Genomic DNA, 20,523 nt, shown 5'->3' with positions numbered 1-20,523 from the left:
ATCCGGAGGCTTCCAGCCATGGATCGTCTCGATCACCGCCGGTTGACTGGGGTCATGGCTGAACAACCGATTCTTGTCACCGGCGCGACCGGCAAATCCGGCCGCCGGGTCGTCGAGCGACTGCGCGCCAAGGGACTGCCGGTTCGCGCCGCCGCGCGGGGCGGCGAGCACCTCTTCGATTGGACCGACCGCGGCACCTGGGATTCCGCACTGGAGGGCGCGTCCGCGGTCTACATCGTCCAGTTGGACGGCACGAAGCTCGTCCGCCCGCTCGTCGAGCGGGCGGTGGCGCACGGGGTGCGGCGGGTCGTGCTGGCCTCGGGACGCGGCATCGACAACCCGGACTACGCCAAGGACAGCAGCGGAATGCTGGACGGTCTCGTCGACAGCGAGGCGGCCGTGCGCGAGAGCGGTCTGGAGTGGACGATCAGCAGGCCGGGCTGGTTCGCGCAGAACTTCAGCGAGGGCTTCTTCGCCGACGCCATCCGCGCCGGTGAACTGCGACTGCCCGCCGGGGAAGGGGCGGCCAGCTTCGTCGACGCCGAGGACATCGCCGCGGTGGTGGTCGCCGCACTCACCGAAGAAGGGCACTCCGGCCGGATCTACGAGCTGTCCGGCCCGCGAGCGGTGTCGCTGACCGAGGCGGTCGCCACGATTTCCGAGGCCACCGGCCGGGAGATCCGCTATGTGCCGCTCTCCGTCGAGGACTACATCGCCGAACTCGTTCAGGTGGGACTGCCGCCCGCGGACGCCGAAGCCTTCGCCGACGTCATCGAACCACTGAGGAGGGGCACCGACGAATACGTCTCCGACGGCGTGCAGCGCGCCCTCGGCCGTCCGCCGCGCACCTTCGCCGAATTCGCCGAGGCCACCGCGGCCGCCGGGAGCTGGCCGTCCTGACTACTCGCGGATGAGCGGTCCGCGAAGCGCTTTTGTCAAGCGGGGCACAACTTCCCGTCGCCCGGCGGGCGATCATGGAAGACTCCGATGACGATGGCTGGGTGACTCCCCACCACCGAGAAACGGACGCCCGTCCGCGCTGCTGGGACGGCGGGATCTGCTCATCCGCGCCGGGTTGCTCGGCGCTGTCGCCGCGGTCGGCGGCGTGCTGCCCGCGCGCGCGTCGGCGGACGTGCCGGAAGCCCTGGAACCGTTGCTGGAACTGGTTGTCCAGCCCGCGCTGAACCTGCTCACCGCGGACACCTACGCCGGTCTGGCCGTGTTCGGCGTGCCGGGGCCGGACCGGTACTCCGCGGCTCAGGGCCTGACCAGCCCCACCCCGGGCGGGGTCGAGGCGGGTTCGCCGGCGCTGCTCCAGCGCACGGTCGACTTCTTCGTGCCGTGGCCCGACGCCTACGTGCACGCCCTCACCGCGGCCTTCACCACCGGCGTCAGCGAGGTGCCGATCCCGTCGTCGTTGCTCGGCGGCTTGCTGGCGCCGTTGGAGGCGGTGGGCGCGACGCTCGACGACGTCATCCAGCTGGCCCTGCGCAACGACCGCACCCTGCCGATGTCGCTGGTCCTGGCGCTGCTGATGAACGTGGCGGCGACCCAGGTCCGGGCGACTTCGGTCGCCGGGCCCATCGCCGGTTCACCGTTCGCGAACCTGACCCACCAGGAGAAGGCCTACGCCTTCCAGCGGATCGAGCAGGCGAACCCCGCGCTGGTGGAGCTGATCGACGGCCACCTGCCCGAACCGCTCAACGAGACCGCGTCCGGCTTGCTGAAGTACGCGGGCGGGCTGCTGCTGACCTTGTCGACCTACTCGGCCTACACCGAATACGCGGTGTTCGATCGGGCGAGCGGGAAAGCGGTGCGGCGGCCGGTCGGCTGGGACCTGAGCCGCTACATGCCCGGGCGCACCGTGCCCGCGGACGGCTGGAACGAATTCCTCGGCTACTACCAGGGACGACGGGCGGTGGCGACCGCGCCCGAGTACGGAGAAGGCTGATGCGTGACGTGATCGTGGCCGGCGCCGGTGGTGGCGGGCCGGTGGTGGCGAAGGAACTGGCCGGGCGCGGCCTGGACGTGCTGGTGCTGGAGGCGGGACCGTTCTACCGCGACCCGGAGAACCAGTGGTCCCGCTACGAGAACGACTGCAACAGCCCGGCGGACGGTTACTTCCGCTTCGGCTCGTCGGACCGCTTCGAGCAGCCGCCGTGGTTCCGCGAGCTGCCGCAGTACGCCTTCACCTTCCAGCTCGCCGGATCCGGCGGCACCACGCAGCACTACTTCGGCAACTCACCGCGCGCCATGCCGGGGGTGTTCACCGACTACACCGGAGCCGACCGCGGCGCCTACGACGTGGCGCACCTGTTCCCCTTCGGCTACCGCGACCTGATCCCCTACTACGAGTGGGTCGAAGCGACGCTGCCCGTGCAGACCGCGGCGATGGGCACGAAGGAGGCGCTGTTCTTCCGCGGCTGCGAACGGCTCGGGCTGCCGGTGAACACCACCAAGGACATCCTGCGGGCGAGTTTCCGGCCGCAGGAGAACGCCATCCTGCAACCCGGCGGCACGGCGGGCCGGACGAACGAGTCAGCGCACCTGAGGTTCCCGGAGGCCACCGGCTGCACGTTCTGCGGTTACTGCTTCCAGGGCTGCCTCGAACCACGGCAGGCGCCGCGGAACCTCAAAGCCAAGCGGCAGACGGACAATTCCTACCTGCCGATGATGCTCACCGCGGACAGGTGGGCGTCCGGCGGCCGCCGCGCGTCGTTCGTCCCCGACGCCTTCGTGACCAAGGTTTTGACCGAGCAACGCGGCGGCCGGACCGTCGCACGGGGTGTGCGCTGGCGTGACACGCGCACCGGAACCGAACACGAGGAGACCGCGGCCGTGGTCGTGCTGGCGGGCGGGTGCACCGAGAACCCACGGCTGTGGCTCAACAGCGGCTTGCCCGACCCGAACGGCTGGGTGGGCCGCGGCTACACCGATCACGCCATCGACTGGGTGATCGGCGTGTTCGACGAGTACACCGGCAATTCCAAGGGCGCGTCCTCCTCGGCACGGGCGGACTTCCCCGGGTACGGCGCGATCGAGCAGGTCGGGCTCCCGCCCGCGTTGCAGGCCCTCAGCATGGGCCTCAGCGACAGCGGCGTGCGCGGGGCCTACGACAACGGCCGCGGCCCGACCGGCGCCTGGGACGGCAAGGCGGGCCGGGTGGTCGGTGCCGAGCTCAAGGCCGCGCTGTCCGACGTCGACCGCCTGGTCAACATCCTGGTGCTCACCGACGACGACGTGGAAGCGGACAACCGGGTGGAGCGCTCGATCCTGCCGCCGGACGAGCACGGCCCCATCCCCAAGGTGATCTTCGAACACCGCAACCGCAGCGCACGCACCCAGCGCAACCGCGAATTCCTTTGTGGACGCGGGGCCTCCGTGCTCCGCGAGGCGGGCGCGAGAACCGTGCTGCGCATGGATTTCCCGCCGGTCCCGCTGCACGTGCACTCCACGATGCGCATGGGCACCGACCCCGCCGATTCGGTGCTCGGGCCGCACGCCGAAGCGCGGTGGGTCGACCGCCTGTTCGTCGGCGACAACTCCGCGCTCGCCAACGCCCTCGGCGGCCCGAACCCCACCCTGACCACCCAGGCGGTGGCCACCCGCACCGCCGAGCACATCTTCACCAAGTACTTCGGCGGCGCCCACTGGGTCACCGCGGAAGCCCCGGTCAGCTCGCTGGACGACCGCGTCACCCAAGCCGTGCTGGACGGCGCTCTCGACTGAAACCAGGCCCCCTCGTCCCGTCGCGCGAACGGGGGAGGTGTGAACACGAAAGGCCCCGGGTACCCCTGGATAACTCGAATGGTTCCAGATTATGGGGGGTGCGCAGTGGTTCACACCGCGTCGCACGCCGAACTCCGCCAAGCCGGGTTGCGGGTGACGCGGCCCCGCCTGGCGGTGCTCGGCTGGCTCGCCGACCACCCGCATTCGACCGCCGACGCCATCGTCGGCGGCGCGCGCGAGGCGCTCGGCCGGATCTCGGTGCAGGCCGTCTACGACGTGCTCGCCGCCTGCGGTGAGGCGGGGCTGGTGCGGCGCATCGACCTCGCCGGGCAGCCCGCCCGCTTCGAACGGCGGACCGGTGACAACCACCACCACGTGGTGTGCCGCCGGTGCGGCCGCGCGGAGGACGTCGACTGCGTGCGCGGTGCCGCGCCGTGCCTGGAACCCGCCGGGTACTCCGGATTTTCCGTCGACGAGGCGGAGATCGTGTTCTGGGGGCTGTGCCCGGCGTGCGCCGGAGGGGCCGCTCCCACCCCCTGATGAGAGGAACCGATGAGCGACCAGCCCACCACGAACGACGCCGGTATCCCGGTCGAAAGCGACGAGCATTCGCTCACCCTCGGCCCTGGCGGTCCGATCCTGCTGCAGGACCACTACCTCATCGAGCAGATGGCGCAGTTCAACCGCGAACGCGTGCCCGAGCGGCAGCCGCACGCGAAGGGCAGCGGGGCGTTCGGCCGGTTCGAGGTGACCGCGGACGTCAGCCTCTACACCAAGGCCGCGGTCTTCCAGCCGGGGGTCCGCACCGAGATGGTCGCCCGGTTCTCCACCGTGGCCGGCGAGCGCGGCAGCCCCGACACGTGGCGCGACCCGCGTGGCTTCGCGCTGAAGTTCTACACCACCGAAGGCGTGTACGACATGGTCGGCAACAACACGCCGGTCTTCTTCGTCAAGGACCCGCTGAAGTTCCAGCACTTCATCCGGTCGCAGAAGCGGCGTGCCGACAACAACCTGCGCGACCACGACATGCAGTGGGACTTCTGGACCCTCTCCCCCGAGTCGGCGCACCAGGTCACCTGGCTGATGGGTGATCGCGGCATCCCGCGCACCTGGCGGCACATGAACGGCTACAGCTCGCACACCTACATGTGGATCAACGCCTCGGGTGAGCGGTTCTGGGTGAAGTACCACTTCAAGACCGACCAGGGCGTGGAAACCTTCACCCAGCACGAGGGCGACCAGCTCGCCGCGGCCGACACCGACTACCACACCCGCGACCTGTTCGAGGCCATCGCCCGCGGCGAGCACCCGAGCTGGACGCTGTACGTGCAGGTGATGCCGTTCGACGAGGCGAAGGACTACCGGTTCAACCCGTTCGACCTGACCAAGGTCTGGCCGCACGGCGACTACCCGCTGCACGAGGTCGGCCGGATGACCCTGGACCGCAACCCGACCGACCACCACACCGAGATCGAGCAGGCCGCCTTCGAACCCAGCAACCTGGTGCCCGGCATCGGGGCGAGCCCGGACCGCATGCTGCTGGGCAGGCTGTTCGCCTACGCCGACGCGCACCGCTACCGCATCGGCGCGAACTACAAGCAGCTGCCGGTCAACGCCTCGACCTCGCCGGTGCACAGCTACAGCAAGGACGGCAGCATGCGCTACACCAAGGTCTCCGACCCGGTGTACGCGCCGAACTCCAAGGGCGGGCCCCGCGCCGACCTGCAGCGCTACGGCACCCCGGCGGGCTGGGCCGCGGAAGGTGAGATGGTCCGCGCTGCCTACGTCGACCACGCCGAGGACGACGACTGGGGCCAGGCGGGCACCATGGTGCGCGACGTCCTCAACGACGACGAGCGGGCGCGCCTGGTCGACAACATCGTCGGTCACCTGCTCAACGGCGTGAGCGAACCGGTGCTGCAGCGTGCCTTCGACTACTGGCACAACGTGGACAAGGACCTCGGCGACCGCGTCGAAGCCGGTGTCCGCGACAAGCAGGACGAGAAGGACCCGAAGGCCGGCGAGCAGGGCAACCCGGCCAGGGAAAGCATGCAGCGCAAGGCCTGACGGTGTCCCGGGGGGAGCATGCGAATGCTATGAGTGGGGCATTACTTGCAATGGATGCAAGTAATGCCCCACTCATAGCATTGGGGGCGTTCCCGCGCCTCCCTGGTCATTCCCCCATGCGGCGCAACGCTTGCATGGCTTCGCGCTCCACGCGGGCGAGGTCGCCGAGCAGGGTGCTCGCCTGCACGAGCCATTGCTCGTCACCGGATTCCCCGGCTTGGGCGATCAGCGCGGCGACTTCCGTCCACAGCGTGGCCGCCTCGGCGTAGAGCCGGTGGCCGGAACGCAGGTGCTCGCTGTCGACCAGTCCGGTGCATTCGGCGAGGAAATCGCGGTAGAGGTTGCGGAACAACGCGCCGCCGGTGCCCGCTTTCTCCATCAGCAGGGCGGCTTGCGGTAGGTCCTGCTGCGGGTTGTCGGTCCGCTGGAGCCAGTCGCGCACCGACTTGCCGGTCTTTTCGATGCCCCGGTGCCCCAGGTTGGCGATGGGCGGATCGAGGAAGGCTTCAGCGCAGGCGGTGATGGCGAGCACGAGCTGGTCGTGTGCCGGGCGCCGGTTTCCGGGGACGGTGAGGGTGAAGGACCGATGCTTGGCGGTCATCGGCCCGCGTGCGGCTCTGGCCTGGGCGAGGCTGGTCAGGCTGGTGGAGACCGCCCCGCCCTGCTGCTCGGTGTCCACCAGGTAGGCGTTCCGGTCGTCGTAGCCGTACATGGCCACGACGTGGCCCCCGAAGTGCACCTTCGAACCAAAATAGTCCAGGTGGAAGCTGTCGAGCTGCAGCCCGACAGGGTGTCCGGCGTCGAGGGGACCCGCCACGTTCTGCCACGCCTTGCGGGCCGAAGTGGTCTCCTGGACCAGCAACTCCAGCCCGAGCCTGGTGGCCAGGTTCCTGGTGAGCTCGAAGGGTTTGACGCGGCCGCCGAGGAAGGGAAAACCCAGGTCCTTGCTGTCCCAGTACACAAAGGACAGCCCGGAACCGAGGCCGAAGAGCATCGGCTCGGACAGTTCGAGTCCCTGGTGCCCCAGCAGTACCGCCAGCGCCGTCGTCTCGCAGTGCTGCCCACCGCGGGCGTCGATGTTCACGTGCATGATGCCCATGGTGGACGCTCCCATTGTGGGAGATGCCACTGTGGAGGTGCCGCTCAAAGTCCGCCGTTGGCGCCGATTCCCCGCAGCGCCGTGTCGACCACGAGCGTGGCGAGCGCGTCCGTGTCCACTGGCTCGGGTACCTGGGTCGCTTCGTGAATGAGCGCGTAGTAGACGTGGCGGGCCCAGTCGAGATCGATGTCGGCGCGGATCACCCCGGCGTCCCGTGCGCGGAGGAAGAGGCGGTCGCATTCCTCGCGCACCTCGTCGTGCACCTCGGCCACGCGGGAATCGGCCGAGGAGGTGCGGCTCATCGCGAACCCCCAGCTGATCTTGACGTCCAGCACGTTCGCAGTCACCTGGTACAGCGCGACCAGGGGCGGGGCGGTCTCCGGGCGACCGCGGCGCACCGCTTCGCGGAACCGCTGGGCGGCCCAGGCGGTCAGCTCGTCGATCAGCACGTCACGCGTGGCGAACCGCCGGTGGACGGTGGTCCTGGCCACCCCGGCCGCCGCGGCGATCTGCTCGATGGACGCCGTGGGATCGGCGCTGAGCACCCGTTCCGCCGCTTCGAGAATCGCCTGCACGGTGCGCTCGGCATCCGCACGCCGCGGCCGCCCGGCCGGACGCGCCTCATCCTGCTGTGTCACCACGACCTCCTCTCGCCAGGTCGAAACACTACAGGCACGACCCTTGCGCGGCCGTACTTGCAACAGTAGTGTCGCAACTAAGAGACCAGACGGGTCTCAAGTGATGCAGATGGGTGGACAACATGGACCTTCAACTGACCGGCAAGACCGCTTTGGTGACCGGCGCGAGCCGCGGCATCGGCCTGGCCATCGTCACCTCGCTGCTCGCCGAGGGCATGCGCGTGGTGTCCGGCTCGCGCACCGTGCCGCCGGAGCTGGCTGCGTCCGGTGCGGTCGCGGTCCCGATCGACCTGTCCACCGCCGAGGGCCCCGCCCGGCTCGTCGAACGGGCACTGGCCGAGTTCGGGGAAATCGACCTGCTGGTCAACAACGTCGGCGGCGGTGACAGCGACGGCCGCCAGACCGGCGGTTTCACCGCCTTCGGCGACGACCAGTGGCAGCAGACGTTCGAGTTGAACTTCTTCAGCGCGGTCCGGACCACCCGTGCCGCCCTGCCCAGCCTGCTGCGGCGCAAGGGCACGATCGTGAACATCTCGTCCAACGGCGCCCGGGTCCCCCACGCCGGGCCGATGCCCTACACCACCGCGAAGGCCGCGCTGACCGCGTTCGGGAAGGCGCTCACCGAGGAGGTCAGCCCGCAGGGCGTGCGGGTGAACACCGTCTCCCCCGGCCCGGTGCGCACCTCGTTGTGGGAGTCCCCGGACGGCTACGGCGCGGAGCTCGCACGTTCGATGGGCGTGCCGCACGCGGACCTGCTGACCCGGATACCTGCCGCGATGGGGGTCACCACCGGCCGGTTCGTCGAGCCCGCGGAGGTCGCCACCCTGGTCGCCTACCTGGCCTCACCGCTGGCAGGCAGCACCACCGGCGCGGACCACGTCATCGACGGCGGGGCGATCAAAACGGCCTGACCGCGGCCAGGGAAGCGGTCCGAGCCCTATCCTGCCTGCCACGGAGTTCCGGAAGGAGGCCGAAGTGGCCGAGACGACGGTGGCCGGGGTGATGGCCGAACTGGCCGCCCTCGAGGACCCGAAAGCACGTGCGGTGAACGAGAAGCACGGTGACGACCACGGGGTGAACCTCACCAAGCTGCGTGCGGTCGCGAAGCGGCTGAAGACGCAGCAGGACCTCGCGCGTCAGCTCTGGGCCACGGGCGACACCGCGGCCAGGCTGCTGGCGATGCTCATCTGCCGTCCGAAGGCGTTCGGGCGGGACGAGCTGGACGCCATGGTGCGCGAGGCCCGCACCCCCAAGGTGCAGGACTGGCTGGTGAACTACGTGGTGAAGAAGAGCCCGCACGTCGAGGACCTGCGCCTGGCCTGGTTCGCCGACGCCGATCCGGTGGTCGCGGGTGCCGGCTGGGCACTGACCACCGACCGCGTGGCGAAGAAGCCGGACGGCCTGGACCTCACCGGCCTGCTCGACGTCATCGAGGCGGATATGAAGGGTGCGCCGGACCGCCTGCAGTGGGCGATGAACCACTGCCTGGCGCAGATCGGCATCGACCACGCCGGGCACCGCGCCCGCGCCATCGACATCGGCGAGCGCCTCGAAGTGCTCAAGGACTACCCGACCCCGCCGAACTGCACGTCGCCGTTCGCGCCGGCCTGGATCGCCGAGATGGTGCGCCGCCAGGCGGGGTGAGCCGATCGGTGCGATTCTGGCGGCATGACCGAGGTGCCCGGGCCACGGCGGGAACTGGAACGGACGCGGGACGGTGACGGCCCCGGCGCGGAGCAGGCCCGCATCGCGTTGACCGCCGGGTCCCCGCCCGACCGGCTGCGGGCCGCCATTCTCGCCCTGGCCCGCGCCCGGGGTGAAGACAGCAGCACCTGCCCGTCCGACGCGGCCAGGGCGGTGGCCGACGACTGGCGTCCCTTGCTGCCCCAGGCCCGGAACGTGGCCCGCGACCTAGCCCGAGCTGGTCAGGTACGACTCACCCAACGAGGCCGCATGCTCGACCCGGACGCCGAGTGGCAAGGCCCGATCCGGATCCAGCTGTCCCCGCACGCTGATGGCTGAGCCGGAACGCACGCCGGACGGGCGGTTCATCGTGGTCGACGGCCGCCGCTGGCGGGCCACCGACCCCGAAATCCCGGAAGAAGCGGCGGCCCGGTTGCGCAGCCTGCTGATGCGGGCCCGCCGGGACGTCGGCGCGGCCCGCCGCGACCAGGACACCGACGCCGAACGCGACGCCCGGGCACGCGTGCACACCGCCAAAGTCGCACTGGGCGAGCGCGGCACGCCCTGGTGGGACCAGGACTCCGCCGAGCGACGGGAACGCTGGCAGCGCGGACTGGACGCCCTGAGTTGACTCGGCCGGGGCAGCGATGAGTTTTCCGGTCGCCGCCGGTCCAACTTCCTGTAGGGCAAACCGAGTTCCCCGACCCGAGGAGAGCAGCAGCCATGTCACTCGTCCGCGTGCACAACTTTTCGATTTCCCTCGACGGTTTCGGCACCGGTGAAGGGCAGAGCAGCGAACTGCACTTCGGTCACGCCGGGCAGCGGCTGCACGAATGGATGTTCGCCACCCGGTTCTGGCAGGCCGGCGGCAGCGGTGGCGTGGACGACGTCTTCGCCAGGCAGCGCGGCCCGCTCGCCGAGCGCGACCCGGCGATCGGCGCGGAGATCATGGGAGCCGGGATGTTCGGCCACCCCGGCTGGCACGAGGACCCCGAGTGGAAGGGCGCCTGGGGTGCCAACCCGCCGTACCACATCCCGGTCTTCGTCCTCACCCAGCACACCCGGCCGTCCATCGAGATGGAGGGTGGCACCACCTTCCACTTCATCGACGCCTCACCCACCGAGGCGCTGAAGACGGCCCGTGAAGCCGCCGGCGGCCTGGACGTGCGCCTCAGCGGCGGGCCCACGGTCATCCGCGACTTCCTCGCGGCCGGGCTGGTCGACTACCTGCACGTCGTGGTGGTCCCGATCCTGCTCGGCAGAGGCGTCCGCCTGTGGGACGGACTCGAAGGGCTCGAGGAGCACTACCAGGTCGAAGCCACGTCCTCGCCCAGCGGCGTCACGCATGTCACCTTCACCCGCGCAGCCGGCTGAAAGGGGAACGGCCCATCGACAGCGTGCTGTCGATGGGCCGTTTCGCCACGTGGGTGCTCAGATCGGTTCCGGGGTCACCGGCAGGTGGCGGATGCTGTCACCGCCCTTGTGGTCGTGGGCGCGGGAGTACTTGGTGTCCAACGCGCTGGCCAGCTTGTCCACCGCGCCGCTGCAGGCCTCGTCGACCGTCGCCGCGTGGTGCGTGACCGCGACCGGCGGCGAACCCGCCGGCCGGGCTTCGATCGCGCACTTCTTGTCCTCGGTCCGTCCCGCGCCTTCTTCGCTGAAGTGCACTTCTACCCGGGTCAGCCACCCGTCGAACCTGGCGAGAGCGGACGCGAGCTCGGTCTCCACGTAGGCGGCCAGCCGTTCGCCGCCTTCGATTTTGTGATCGGTGTTGACCTGGATCTGCACTGTGTGACCTCCCGCTGTTGGAACTAACAGCCGCAGTACCCCCGATGCGCTCGGCACAAACCGCACCTGGCCAGCGGCAGGTTTGACCAGTGCGACTGCCAGGGTATCTATGCCGCACGAAACTCGGTCCGACATGAGGGTGGTGGATGGCCGTGGAGACACAGTCGTGGGGTGAACAACGGGCCGAACCGGTGCCGCTGGCCGCCGTGTGCGATCTCGACGTGACCGGGAACCGGGAGGTCCGGCAGCGGATCAGGGACCTGCTCTCCGGCGAAGCCGGGCTGCTGGTCGACGACGCGGTACTGGTGGCCGACGAACTGGTCAGCAACGCCCACCGCCACGGCGAGCCGCCGCGCCTGTGCCGGTTCGGGCTGATCGACCAGCGAAGATCGTTGCGGATCGAAGTGGACGACACCTCGCCGGGCGAACCCGCGATCCGCCCGGCGGACGCGACCGGCGGACGGGGACTGCTCCTGGTGGACCGGCTGGCGTCCTCCTGGGGCGTCCAGCACCACGGCCACCACAAGACCGTCTGGGCCGAACTGACCCTCGACCAGCCGGGCAGCAGCGGCCACGCCCCGCACCTGGCTGCCGCGCCCCGCGGACCACGTCCCAGCTGAGCCCCTACCACGCGAAGGGAGCGACGGTGCCACAGCAAGCACTCGGCGAGCCGGCCAGAACGACCCCGCCGCCGGAATGGCTGACCATCACCCACCGGAGAGTGTCGGGTGCCCTCGTGGTCGAGGTCGTCGGCGAGATCGACATGGAGTCCGCGCCCGCCCTGCTGGACGCGATGACCACCGCCATCGACCAAGCGCACCCGGACCCCTGCATCGTCGACCTGACCCGGGTCGGCTTCCTGAACGCCGCCGGACTGACCGCGCTGCTCGACGCCTCTCGGCACAGCCCCCGGCCACGACTCGTGGTGGACAGCAACAGCTGCGTCATCCGCCCCATCGAGATCGCCGGACTGGACAACGCGCTGAAGCTGTACCACTCCATCGAAGAAGCGCTCTAGGTTCCGGCGCTACGCCGGGGAAAGCGACGGGAGTTTCACCGCCCACCGGACCGCGGTGTCGAACAGGTGCAGCGCGGCGGGCGTGACCACATCGGGGTCCAGGCCGTCGTCACCGAGGAACAGGCCGACGCGGGCAGCCGGCGCGGTCGTGCCGAGCATCGGCGTGCCGGTCGGGTAGCCGAACAACGTCACCAGCGCCGGGTCGTCCGGCATGGTGGCGGCTCGTTCCGCGCTGTCGGGCACCACTCCCCAGCGCACCCGGTTCGGTCCCTTGTAGACGACCTGCTCCCCGGTGAGCCCGCCGGCCAGCGGACCGGCTGCTTCGGTCATCCGCACCCGGTCGACGCGCCAGGTCTCGCCGACCTCACCGGCCATGCCCAGATCGTCGAAGGCGAAGGACTCCCAGGTCAGCAGCGGGACCGGGGTCTCACGGAACTTCGTGCCGAGGTCACTGGAGGCGATCGTCGACGGCGCCACGATCAGCGCCTTGCCCGCAGCATCCGCTTCGGTGGTGACGGCCGCGGGTACCGCGACCACCGGGAACCCGAGGTGCTCCAGCCGTTCCCGGACGGACTCGTCGGCCGCCGGTTGCTCGGTGCCGGTGAGCAGCAACGCGGGCGGCGGATCCCCCACGGTCACCCGGACCGGCGCCGAAGTCACCACCTCGCCGTTGACCGCGACGGCTCGCGCGGTCAGCACATGGCGCCCCGGCGGTGGTGACCAGTCCAGCTCGTAGGGCGCGGTCGCGTCCTGACCGATTTCCGTGCCGCCGCTGCGGAATTCGACCCGGGCGATCGGGGTCTCCCCCGCCCGCACGGACGCGGAAAGCCGGTCGCCCGCCTCCAGGGTGACCACCTGGCTCGCGGCCGTGGCCCGGTCCAGGAACGGGCGCACCACCCCGGCGGCCACCTGTTCGTAGACCTCGCTCGCCGTGGTCGCGGCGCGTCCGGCGAGCACCCGTTGCCGCCAGGCGGTCGTGTCGTCGCCGCGGAGTTCGGCGCGCAGCCCGTCGGTCAGTGCCTGCCCGGCGACGCCGTACCAGCGCAGTTTGGTCAGCCACGGCTCGGCCTGGTCGACGAAGGCGGGATCGTTCATGCCTTCCCTCAGTTGCCCGGCCGCACCGGCCATCCCGGCGAACCGGTCGGCCAGCGCGGCACCGGCCGCACCGCCCGGATCCGCCCAGAAGGCGTCGATCAGCGAAGCCAGTTCGGGTGCTTCGACCGGGTCCAGTGGTGAGGATCGGGCGGCGTCGGCGAAGATCCGCAGTGCGCCGGTGGCTGTGCCGCCCAGCTGCTCGATCGCCCGCTGCCAGGACTTCGACGGCTGGTACGCGGCGGGATGCCAGCTGTAGTCGGCGGAGGTGAGCAGCGCGATGGCCGACGGCCGCGCCTGCGGCATCGGGTTCGCGGTCAGCCCGGCGATCCCGTGGGCCGGGAGGTCCGCCGCCCGGCCGGTGAGCGGGCCGAGGAACAACTTGCGCGGCTCGTAGTCGTTGACCGGGTAGTTGTCCCAGATGAGCAAGTCGTGGCGGAAGACCGCACTGGCCTTGGCCGCGTCCGCGCCGGTGATGGTGGCGGGAACCGTGCTCTCACCGGTCCAGTAGATCAGCACGTCCGGCGCCACCAGTTCACCGAACCGGTGCTGGTACACCGATCCGCCGACCCCGGTGTACTCGGTCGGCACGGTGATCAGGCGCCCGGCGCCCGGCCGCGGGGTCAGGAACGCACGCTGGAACTCGCCCAGCAGGTGCGCTTGCGCGGCGGCCAGCGGCGAGGGGTCGCCGCCGAACCGGAGTTCGTCCTCCGGGCAGTGCAGCCCGCCGCCGATGTCGTCGAAGAACACCGCGAAGTCCCGGACGCCGAGCTGCCACAGCGCGTCGGACTTGCGGGTGAGCGCTTCGAGTTCGGCGGGCGCGGAGTGGCAGATGTCCAGGCCGGGCGAGACCGCGAAGACGAACCGGACGTGCCGGTCCCGCGCGTGCCCGGCGACCCGGCCCAGTTCGGCCAGCTGATCCGGCGGGTACGCCTCACGCCACCGTTCCCGGTGGTAGGGGTCGTCCTTGGGGGCGTAGACGTAGGTGTTCAGCTTGGCCGTCGACGCCAGGTCGAGGTACGCCAGCCGGTCGGCGGTGGTCCACGCCGGGCCGTAGAACGCCTCGACGAGCCCGCGCCACGGCATCGACGGCCAGTCCCGCACCTGGACCGCGGGCAACCGGGTACGACCGCCCGCGACGATCGGCAGCTGCCGCAACGTGGCCGCCGCGCGGTAGGAACCCGTTCCGTCCACACCGGACAGCACCACGGTGTTCCGCCCCGACGCCAGGACGTATCCCTCCGCGGGCAAGCCCTCCGGACCGTCGATCCCGAGCCACCGCAACGCCTCCCCGGCTCCGGGGTTCTCCTGTGGCGTGCCCAGCCAGATCGTCAGGGGCGCCGGGCGATCGCGGCGGATCTCGCGCACACCCCAGTCCCGCAGGATCGATTCGACCTCGGCCACCGTCGCCGAATCCGCCGTGGCGCCGGTGTTCAGCGAAACCACCGGCGGCATGGTGATCGGCTCACCCCGGACCGCGAACGACTGCGGAACCGGGAAGATCGACGGCACCGGTGTGGCGCTCGCGAGCGGCGCCGGTGTCAGCCCGAGAGCCAGCACCAGCGCGACGACAAGCCGTAGTGCCCGGGTCATCCGCCCACTCCGATCGCGAACACGTGCAGGTCCCGATCCACGACATCGGCGGGCAGCGTCACGCTCGCCACCGTTTTGCCCGGGTCCAGCGCGGCTGAGGTGGAGAAGAGGTAGGTGCGGGTGTGGTCGGGCCCGGCCGGGTAGTTGCGGTACGGCATGTCCGCGGCGATCCGGTTGCCCGGCAAGGCGGGCACGCTGCCGCCCTTGAGCGTCCAGTCCGACAACGCGAGCGTGAACGTGCCGGTGGAACCGTCGGTGTAGGTGACCGAACCGGTCCCCTGGCCGTGACCACCGAGCGCGGAACCGAGGAAACCCAGCGTCGGCGCGCCTGGCCGGGCGCCGGGCAGCGGGATCGTCTGGCCGTGGGCCACCACGTTGTCGGGCTCACCGGGAGCGGCGGCGGGCCAGCGGAACGACACCCCGTCCCGGACCACCTCGGCACCCGGTGTGAAGCCCGACGCCGCCAGCAGTTGTGCCGAGTAACTGCCGCCGTAGTCGTTGAGATCAGCCCGTTCCGGCCGGTCGTCGGCACTGACGCCGGGGCTGTCGGCGACCCGGAGCAGGCTGTCCGGCGGCGCGACGACGAGGCGAGCGGTCGGGGCGGGCCACTGCTTGCCGTCTGCTGTGGACAGACGCAGCGCGGCTCGCCGATAGCCCTCGGGCGCGCCATCGGCGGCCTGGACGGACAACGGCACGTCGACCCGGCCTCCGGCGGGAACGGTCACCGTGCCCGACGAGGGAGTGACCGTGAGGTCCGCGAACGGGTCGAGCGCCCAGGTCACCGTGACCGGCTGATCGGTGAACCCCTGCAAGCGCAGATGCGTGCCCGATACCGCACCGGTCACGGGCGCCTGGCCTTCGGAGAAACTGGGCAGCCCGGGGCCCGCCCAGTCCCGCCGTGGGGTGTCGCCGAGCCGGAAGTCCAGCACGCCACCGGTTTCGACGAAGCCCGGATCGAGGTAGGCGCGGTCGTGCACACGGCCGTTCACCGTCACCCCGCGGAGGTAACCGGCGTCCGGCGCCCGCGGCGCGCGGATCACCAACGCCTGCCCGGAACCGCGCTGCAGCACGGCTTTCGGGAACAACGGCGTGGTCAGCGCCAGCTCGGCGCGGCCAGGGATGGCCGGGAACAGGCCGAGCGCGGTCCACACGTACCACGCCGACATCGCCCCGAGGTCGTCGTTGCCGTGCAGTCCGTCCGGCCGTGCGGAGAACAACTCGCGCTGCGCGCGGCGCACGACCTCCTGCGTCCGCCAAGGTGCCCCCGCCGCGTGGTAGACCCACGGGGTGACGAGGTTCGGTTCGTTGCCGAGGAAGGCGTGACGTGAGCGGGAACCCTCGTTGAGCTTGGCGAAGTGGTCGTCGAGTCGGGCCACCACCGCGTCCGGGCCGCCCGCCGCCGTGACCAGGCCGTCCAGGTTGTACGGCACCATCCAGGCGTACTGGGCCTGGCTGCCTTCCACCCAGCCGGTCATCCGGGACGGACTGCGTACGGGCAGCAGCGATCCGTCGGCCAGCCGGGGCGCGACCGAACCGGTTCCCGGGTCGAGCAGGTGCTGCCAGTTCTGGGCGCGGCGGGTGAACTCCGCGGCCGTCCCCCGGTCGCCGAGCGCGGCGGCGAACTGGGCGATGCTGAAGTCGGAAGTGGTGTACTCCAGCGTGATCCCGGCCGCGCCGCTCTGGTCGAGCAGGCCGATCGGCAGGTATCCGTGGTCCAGGTAGTGGCGCAGGCCCTCCCGGGGCACGTAGCCGGTGGCCGGATCGCCCGGCACGGTGGCCCCGCGGATCATGGCCGCCAGCGCGGCGGTGGTGTCGAAGTCCCGGGCACCGAAGGCGAGCGCACCGGCGAGGATCGGGCTGGACGGATCACCGGCCATCACGCTGGTGTGCCGGTTGGCGAAGGAGACCCGCGGCAGCCACCCGCTCTGTCCGGCCGCGTCGACCAGCGATTGGGCCATGTCCGACGCCCGCCGCGGATCGAGCAGGGCGATCAGTTGCATGTGCGTGCGATAGGTGTCCCAGCCGGAGAAGTTGGCGTACTGCAGCCTGCCAGGGCGCACGTGGTGCACCCGGTCGTCGAAGCCGCGGTACCGGCCGTCGGCGTCGCTGAACACGGTCGGGCCGAGCATGACGTGGTAGAGCGCGGTGTAGAAGGTGCGCAGGTCCTCCTCGCGGCCGCCCGCCACCCGGATCCGGCCGAGTTCGGTGCGCCAGGCCCGGTGTGCCGCGGCGGCGACCTGGTCGTGGGACTGGGTTTCGAGGTTGGTCAGCGCGCCCTCGGCGTCGGTGAACGAGATCCCGGCGGTGGCTTCCACCCGGGATCCGCCGAAGGTGACCCAGCCACCGGATTCCGGGCCGTCGGCGGACCGTCCGCCCGGGGTCAGCGCGTCGGCCGACCAGGTGCCATGGGCGTGGAACGGGCGGCTGAAGCGGTAGGCGAAGTACAGCGTGTAGGTCGCCGGAGCGCCGCAGAACTCGCCGCTGGTGACCTGGCCGACCAGGGTGTCGTCGCCGAGGATGCGCACGCTCGCGGCACTCGCGCCGTTGGCGCTGCCGCCCGCGTCGACCAGCAGCGTGGCGTCCGAGCCGGCGGGGAAGGTGAACGCTCCGGCACCACCGCGCAGCGCGGCCGCCAGGCGCACCTCGATCCCCGAGCCCAGCCGGACCGAGTAGGTGCCGGGCGCGGCTTGTTCGTCGTGGTGGCGGAAACCGCTGTGGTAGCGGGCGGGGTCGGCGGCCGGGGAGACCGCAGGCGGCTGCGGCACCGGCATGATCGGTGCGTCGCCGTACATCGGGCAGCCGGCGCCGGATTCGTGCGTGAGGCCGAAGCCGGTGATTTCGGTGTCTTCGTGGGAATAGCCCCCTGGTGGGGCGCTCGGGGTGGCCGGACTCCACTGCGTCATGCCGTGGGGCAGGGTCGCGCCGGGATAGGTGTTGCCGTTGCCCCAGCCGTCGCCCATCTTGGCGTTGAGCTCCGGGTCGCCGGGCGCGGTCCCGGTCAGCGGATTGACGTACGTGGTGGGATCGAAGGTGTCCGTGCTGTTCACGGTGTTCCCGCCGGCCGCGGGAACACCGGCGCACAGCAGCGACAGGACGAGGACGCCCATGCCCGACCGGCGGAGGAACACCATGACGCGGTCACCTGCCCATCGGTCGGTGAAAGCACCCTCGCTGCCGATATCGTGGGCGCGGCGGAAGCGGCCGGTCAAGGGACACGGGTGGACAATCGCCCACCGCGCGCTGGTGCTCGCCCTGTTCTCGGTGCTCCTGGTGGCCCCGCCGGCGGCCGCGGCACCCCCGCACACGCTGACCCTGGCCCCACTGCACCACGCACTGGTCCATCACCGCCTGAGCTGCACGGACGTCATCCGGTCGGCGCTGGACCGCATCGCCGCGCTCGACCGGACCGGGCCCGCGCTGCACGCGATGATCACCGTCAACCCGGACGCCATGGCCGAAGCCCGCGACAAGGACGCCCATCGGGGCGCGGCACTGCCACCGGCCCACTGCGTTCCCGTAGTGCTCAAGGACAACATCGATACCGCGGAGTTGCCGACGACCGGCGGCTCACCGCTGTTCGCCGACTGGGTGCCACCCGAGGACGCGACGGTGACCGCCCGGCTGCGGCAGGCCGGGGCGATCATCCTGGGCAAGGGCAACCTCGACGACTTCGCCGCCGCGGTGTACGGCGTGAGTTCGCTCGAAGGCGCGATGCGCAATCCGTACGCCACCGAGCGCACGGTCGGCGGTTCGAGCGGCGGCCCGGCCACCGCGGTCTCGGCCGGATACGTTCCGCTGGCCTTCGGCACCGACACCGGCGGCTCGCTGCGCATCCCCGCCGCGTTCACCAGCGTGGTGACCGTGCGGCCGACGGTCGGCCTGGTGTCCAGGGCGGGCACCATGCCGCGAGCGCTGACCCAGGACACCCCGGGCCCGCTGGGCCGCACGGTCGCCGATGTGGCGACCGGCCTGCAACTGGTCGCCGGGCCCGACCCGGCCGATCCGGCGACCGCCGGAGCCCGGCTGCCCGAGCGCGGTTACGCCTGGCACGCGCGCCACGGTGCCCTGCACGGCAAGCGCATCGGCATCGTCCGCAGTGGACTGTCGTTGTTCGGCGCGGACGACCCGGGCGTGCTGGCCCTGCTCGACCGCGCGGCCGCCGACCTGCGCAGACTCGGGGCCACGGTGGTCTTCCTGCCCGCGCCGGATCGCGACCTGCTCGGCGGGTCCTCGGTGATCACCTACGAAGCGAACCGCGACATGACCGGCTACCTGCGTGCCGCCGGGCCGGGCGTGCCGGTGCGCTCGTTCGCCGAACTGCACGCTTCCGGCGCCTACACCCCCTACGCCAAGGAAGCCTTCGACCGGGAGATCGAAGTCGACCCGGATAGCCTCGAATCCAACGTGGACTACCAGCAAGCGTTGCGGAACCGCGATGCGCTGCGCGAGCTGACGCTGGACCTGATGGCGCACGAGCGGCTCGACGCGATCGGGTACGCCTCGGCGATGCGCCCACCGGAGCCGATCGGCGTCGAGCAGGGCGGGGTGTTCACCAGGTGGAGCGAGAACACCGGCTTCCCGGCCATCGGCGTCCCCATGGGCTACACCCGGTCCCTGCCCGCGAGCCTGGAGCTGCTCGGCAAGCCGTTCGCCGAACCGCTCCTGTTCGAGCTGGCCGGAGCCTACGAACGCCACACCCGCCACCGGGTCGACCCACCCCTGTGAGTCAGCGGCGAGCTTCGATCTTCAGGCCACCGGTGGTCACCGCGCGGATGTGGTCACTGGCCAGCATCTCGTGCGGGTAGCCGAGCCCGATCGCGCTGGCCTCGTCCAGCCGGGTCAGCTGGGCGGCGGTGAAGTCGATCTCCAGTGCGCCCAGGTTGTCCTCCAGTTGCCCGGGGGTGCGGGCGCCGATGATCGGGGTCGTCACGCTCGGATTCTGCAGCGTCCAGGCCAGTCCGACCTGAGCGGGAGTACGACCCAGCTCCGCGGCGACCTCCTTCACGACATCGGCGATGGCGAGGTTGCGTTCGGTGACCGTGCCCAGCGCGCGGTTGAAGCTCTTGCGGGTGCCGTCGTCCTTCGCCGCGGTCAGGTCGTCGCGGGTGTACTTCCCGGTGAGCACCCCACCGGCCAGCGGTGAGTACGGGACCACCCCCAGCCCCAGCTCGCGGGCCATCGGGATCAGGTCGCGTTCCCCGGTGCGCTCGATCAGGCTGTACTCGATCTGCAGCGCCACCAGCGGTGACCAGCCACGCAGGTCGGCGATCGCCTGCATGCGCGACACCTCCCAGGCCGGGGTGTTGCAAATGGCCACGTACAGGACCTTGCCCTGCCGGACCAGGTCGTCCATGCCGCGCAGGATCTCCTCGACCGGGGTGGTGAAATCCCAGACGTGCAGGTAGAGCAGGTCGAGGTAGTCGGTGCCGAGCCGGCGCAGGCTCGCTTCCACCGAGGTGAACAGGCTCTTGCGGTGACTGCCCCCGGAGTTCGGGTCGCCGGGCCGCCGCTGTGTCGTGTACTTCGTCGCCAGCACCAGGCTCTCGCGCCTGTCGCGGGCGAATTCGCCCAGCAGGCGCTCGGAGCTGCCGTCGGTGTAGGTGTTGGCGGTGTCGATGAAGTTGCCGCCTCGCTCCACGTAGAGGTCGAACAACTTACGGGCCTCGTCCTGCTCGGCTCCCCAGCCCCACTCGGTGCCGAAGGTCGCCGCGCCCAGCGCCAGCGGTGACACCCGCAGCCCGGAGCGGCCCAGCAGCCGGTAGGTGTCGAGGGTGAGCGGCATCGTGTCCTCCTGTGCTCGTGATCTTCTGCCGAGC

General features: G+C 70.9%; 19 protein-coding genes. 13 read left to right on the top strand and 6 right to left on the bottom strand.

Features of this window, described 5'->3' with window-relative positions; all coding sequences use genetic code 11:
- Nucleotides 1–54 precede the first annotated feature (54 nt).
- From L3Q67_RS33905 to L3Q67_RS33885, 5 genes are all read left to right on the top strand, one after another.
- Entirely contained in the window at nt 55–900 is an 846-nt protein-coding gene (locus tag L3Q67_RS33905) for an SDR family oxidoreductase (protein WP_499185488.1), read from the top strand.
- 175 nt (nt 901–1,075) lie between these two features.
- Nucleotides 1,076–1,951 carry a hypothetical protein gene (locus L3Q67_RS33900; protein WP_499185487.1) on the top strand — a complete coding sequence of 292 codons (876 nt, stop codon included), beginning with the start codon at nt 1,076–1,078 and terminating at the stop codon, nt 1,949–1,951.
- Entirely contained in the window at nt 1,951–3,729 is a 1,779-nt protein-coding gene (locus tag L3Q67_RS33895) for a GMC family oxidoreductase (RefSeq protein WP_499185486.1), read from the top strand. The genes L3Q67_RS33900 and L3Q67_RS33895 overlap by 1 nt, the downstream gene beginning before the upstream one ends.
- A gap of 78 nt (nt 3,730–3,807) precedes the next feature.
- Nucleotides 3,808–4,269 carry a Fur family transcriptional regulator gene (locus L3Q67_RS33890; RefSeq protein ID WP_499185485.1) on the top strand — a complete coding sequence of 154 codons (462 nt, stop codon included), beginning with the start codon at nt 3,808–3,810 and terminating at the stop codon, nt 4,267–4,269.
- Between the two features lie 12 nt (nt 4,270–4,281).
- On the top strand, nt 4,282–5,796 hold the full coding sequence (locus L3Q67_RS33885; RefSeq protein ID WP_499185484.1) for a catalase: 1,515 nt from the start codon (nt 4,282–4,284) through the stop codon (nt 5,794–5,796).
- 106 nt (nt 5,797–5,902) lie between these two features.
- On the opposite strand, the gene L3Q67_RS33880 is transcribed toward L3Q67_RS33885, so the two are convergent.
- Both L3Q67_RS33880 and L3Q67_RS33875 read right to left on the bottom strand, forming a co-directional pair.
- The gene (locus L3Q67_RS33880) at nt 5,903–6,886 is read right to left on the bottom strand and encodes a BtrH N-terminal domain-containing protein (RefSeq protein WP_499185483.1); all 984 of its coding nucleotides are present in this window, start codon (nt 6,884–6,886) and stop codon (nt 5,903–5,905) included.
- Nucleotides 6,887–6,939: 53 nt separating this feature from the next.
- Complete coding sequence (locus L3Q67_RS33875) at nt 6,940–7,533, bottom strand: TetR/AcrR family transcriptional regulator (RefSeq protein ID WP_499185482.1); 594 nt, start codon at nt 7,531–7,533, stop codon at nt 6,940–6,942.
- Between the two features lie 122 nt (nt 7,534–7,655).
- Between L3Q67_RS33875 and L3Q67_RS33870 the strand changes: the two genes are divergently transcribed.
- From L3Q67_RS33870 to L3Q67_RS33850, 5 genes are all read left to right on the top strand, one after another.
- The gene (locus tag L3Q67_RS33870) at nt 7,656–8,444 is read left to right on the top strand and encodes an SDR family oxidoreductase (RefSeq protein WP_499185481.1); all 789 of its coding nucleotides are present in this window, start codon (nt 7,656–7,658) and stop codon (nt 8,442–8,444) included.
- A gap of 64 nt (nt 8,445–8,508) precedes the next feature.
- A complete protein-coding gene (locus tag L3Q67_RS33865; RefSeq protein ID WP_499185480.1) occupies nt 8,509–9,177 on the top strand; it encodes a DNA alkylation repair protein in 669 nt (222 codons plus the stop codon).
- Between the two features lie 24 nt (nt 9,178–9,201).
- Nucleotides 9,202–9,555 carry a DUF3253 domain-containing protein gene (locus tag L3Q67_RS33860; RefSeq protein ID WP_499185479.1) on the top strand — a complete coding sequence of 118 codons (354 nt, stop codon included), beginning with the start codon at nt 9,202–9,204 and terminating at the stop codon, nt 9,553–9,555.
- Nucleotides 9,548–9,847 (top strand): hypothetical protein, encoded by a 300-nt coding sequence (locus L3Q67_RS33855; RefSeq protein WP_499185478.1) that lies wholly within the window; start codon nt 9,548–9,550, stop codon nt 9,845–9,847. The genes L3Q67_RS33860 and L3Q67_RS33855 overlap by 8 nt, the downstream gene beginning before the upstream one ends.
- Before the next feature lie 92 nt (nt 9,848–9,939).
- A complete protein-coding gene (locus tag L3Q67_RS33850) occupies nt 9,940–10,590 on the top strand; it encodes a dihydrofolate reductase family protein (protein ID WP_499185477.1) in 651 nt (216 codons plus the stop codon).
- 57 nt (nt 10,591–10,647) lie between these two features.
- On the opposite strand, the gene L3Q67_RS33845 is transcribed toward L3Q67_RS33850, so the two are convergent.
- Nucleotides 10,648–11,004, bottom strand: coding sequence for an HPF/RaiA family ribosome-associated protein (locus tag L3Q67_RS33845; protein WP_499185476.1), 357 nt, complete (start codon nt 11,002–11,004; stop codon nt 10,648–10,650).
- 146 nt (nt 11,005–11,150) lie between these two features.
- Here L3Q67_RS33845 and L3Q67_RS33840 point away from each other — a divergent pair, with 146 nt between their 5' ends.
- Together L3Q67_RS33840 and L3Q67_RS33835 are read left to right on the top strand one after the other, a co-directional pair.
- The gene (locus L3Q67_RS33840; RefSeq protein ID WP_499185475.1) at nt 11,151–11,624 is read left to right on the top strand and encodes an ATP-binding protein; all 474 of its coding nucleotides are present in this window, start codon (nt 11,151–11,153) and stop codon (nt 11,622–11,624) included.
- Between the two features lie 26 nt (nt 11,625–11,650).
- Nucleotides 11,651–12,022 carry an STAS domain-containing protein gene (locus tag L3Q67_RS33835; RefSeq protein WP_499185474.1) on the top strand — a complete coding sequence of 124 codons (372 nt, stop codon included), beginning with the start codon at nt 11,651–11,653 and terminating at the stop codon, nt 12,020–12,022.
- A 9-nt stretch (nt 12,023–12,031) separates the two neighbouring features.
- On the opposite strand, the gene L3Q67_RS33830 is transcribed toward L3Q67_RS33835, so the two are convergent.
- Complete coding sequence (locus tag L3Q67_RS33830) at nt 12,032–14,707, bottom strand: beta-N-acetylglucosaminidase domain-containing protein (RefSeq protein ID WP_499185473.1); 2,676 nt, start codon at nt 14,705–14,707, stop codon at nt 12,032–12,034.
- Nucleotides 14,704–17,838, bottom strand: a complete 3,135-nt coding sequence (locus L3Q67_RS33825) for a GH92 family glycosyl hydrolase (protein ID WP_499185472.1) — start codon at nt 17,836–17,838, stop codon at nt 14,704–14,706. Before L3Q67_RS33825 ends, L3Q67_RS33830 begins: the two co-directional genes overlap by 4 nt.
- Here L3Q67_RS33825 and L3Q67_RS33820 point away from each other — a divergent pair.
- Nucleotides 17,837–19,432: an amidase gene (locus L3Q67_RS33820; protein ID WP_499185471.1), complete on the top strand. Its 1,596-nt coding sequence runs from the start codon at nt 17,837–17,839 to the stop codon at nt 19,430–19,432. The two genes, L3Q67_RS33825 and L3Q67_RS33820, sit on opposite strands and share 2 nt — an antisense overlap.
- Before the next feature lies 1 nt (nt 19,433).
- On the opposite strand, the gene L3Q67_RS33815 is transcribed toward L3Q67_RS33820, so the two are convergent.
- A complete protein-coding gene (locus L3Q67_RS33815; protein ID WP_499185470.1) occupies nt 19,434–20,489 on the bottom strand; it encodes an aldo/keto reductase in 1,056 nt (351 codons plus the stop codon).
- Between the last annotated feature and the right edge of the window lie 34 nt (nt 20,490–20,523).

The sequence above is a fragment of the Saccharothrix sp. AJ9571 genome (assembly GCF_021725495.1).
GTDB lineage: Bacteria > Actinomycetota > Actinomycetes > Mycobacteriales > Pseudonocardiaceae > Amycolatopsis > Amycolatopsis magusensis.
This window is presented reverse-complemented; position numbering and strand designations above follow the sequence as displayed.

Bases quoted from the DNA above. Each gene is read 5' to 3' on its own strand.
- L3Q67_RS33850 (WP_499185477.1), top strand. From the start codon at position 9,940: ATGTCACTCGTCCGCGTGCACAACTTTTCGATTTCCCTCGACGGTTTC.
- L3Q67_RS33840 (WP_499185475.1), top strand. From the start codon at position 11,151: ATGGCCGTGGAGACACAGTCGTGGGGTGAACAACGGGCCGAACCGGTG.
- L3Q67_RS33855 (WP_499185478.1), top strand. From the start codon at position 9,548: ATGGCTGAGCCGGAACGCACGCCGGACGGGCGGTTCATCGTGGTCGAC.
- L3Q67_RS33880 (WP_499185483.1), bottom strand. From the start codon at position 6,886: ATGCACGTGAACATCGACGCCCGCGGTGGGCAGCACTGCGAGACGACG.
- L3Q67_RS33815 (WP_499185470.1), bottom strand. From the start codon at position 20,489: ATGCCGCTCACCCTCGACACCTACCGGCTGCTGGGCCGCTCCGGGCTG.
- L3Q67_RS33890 (WP_499185485.1), top strand. From the start codon at position 3,808: ATGGTTCCAGATTATGGGGGGTGCGCAGTGGTTCACACCGCGTCGCAC.
- L3Q67_RS33885 (WP_499185484.1), top strand. From the start codon at position 4,282: ATGAGCGACCAGCCCACCACGAACGACGCCGGTATCCCGGTCGAAAGC.
- L3Q67_RS33895 (WP_499185486.1), top strand. From the start codon at position 1,951: ATGCGTGACGTGATCGTGGCCGGCGCCGGTGGTGGCGGGCCGGTGGTG.
- L3Q67_RS33905 (WP_499185488.1), top strand. From the start codon at position 55: ATGGCTGAACAACCGATTCTTGTCACCGGCGCGACCGGCAAATCCGGC.
- L3Q67_RS33825 (WP_499185472.1), bottom strand. From the start codon at position 17,838: ATGGTGTTCCTCCGCCGGTCGGGCATGGGCGTCCTCGTCCTGTCGCTG.
- L3Q67_RS33870 (WP_499185481.1), top strand. From the start codon at position 7,656: ATGGACCTTCAACTGACCGGCAAGACCGCTTTGGTGACCGGCGCGAGC.
- L3Q67_RS33860 (WP_499185479.1), top strand. From the start codon at position 9,202: ATGACCGAGGTGCCCGGGCCACGGCGGGAACTGGAACGGACGCGGGAC.
- L3Q67_RS33830 (WP_499185473.1), bottom strand. From the start codon at position 14,707: ATGACCCGGGCACTACGGCTTGTCGTCGCGCTGGTGCTGGCTCTCGGG.
- L3Q67_RS33820 (WP_499185471.1), top strand. From the start codon at position 17,837: ATGACGCGGTCACCTGCCCATCGGTCGGTGAAAGCACCCTCGCTGCCG.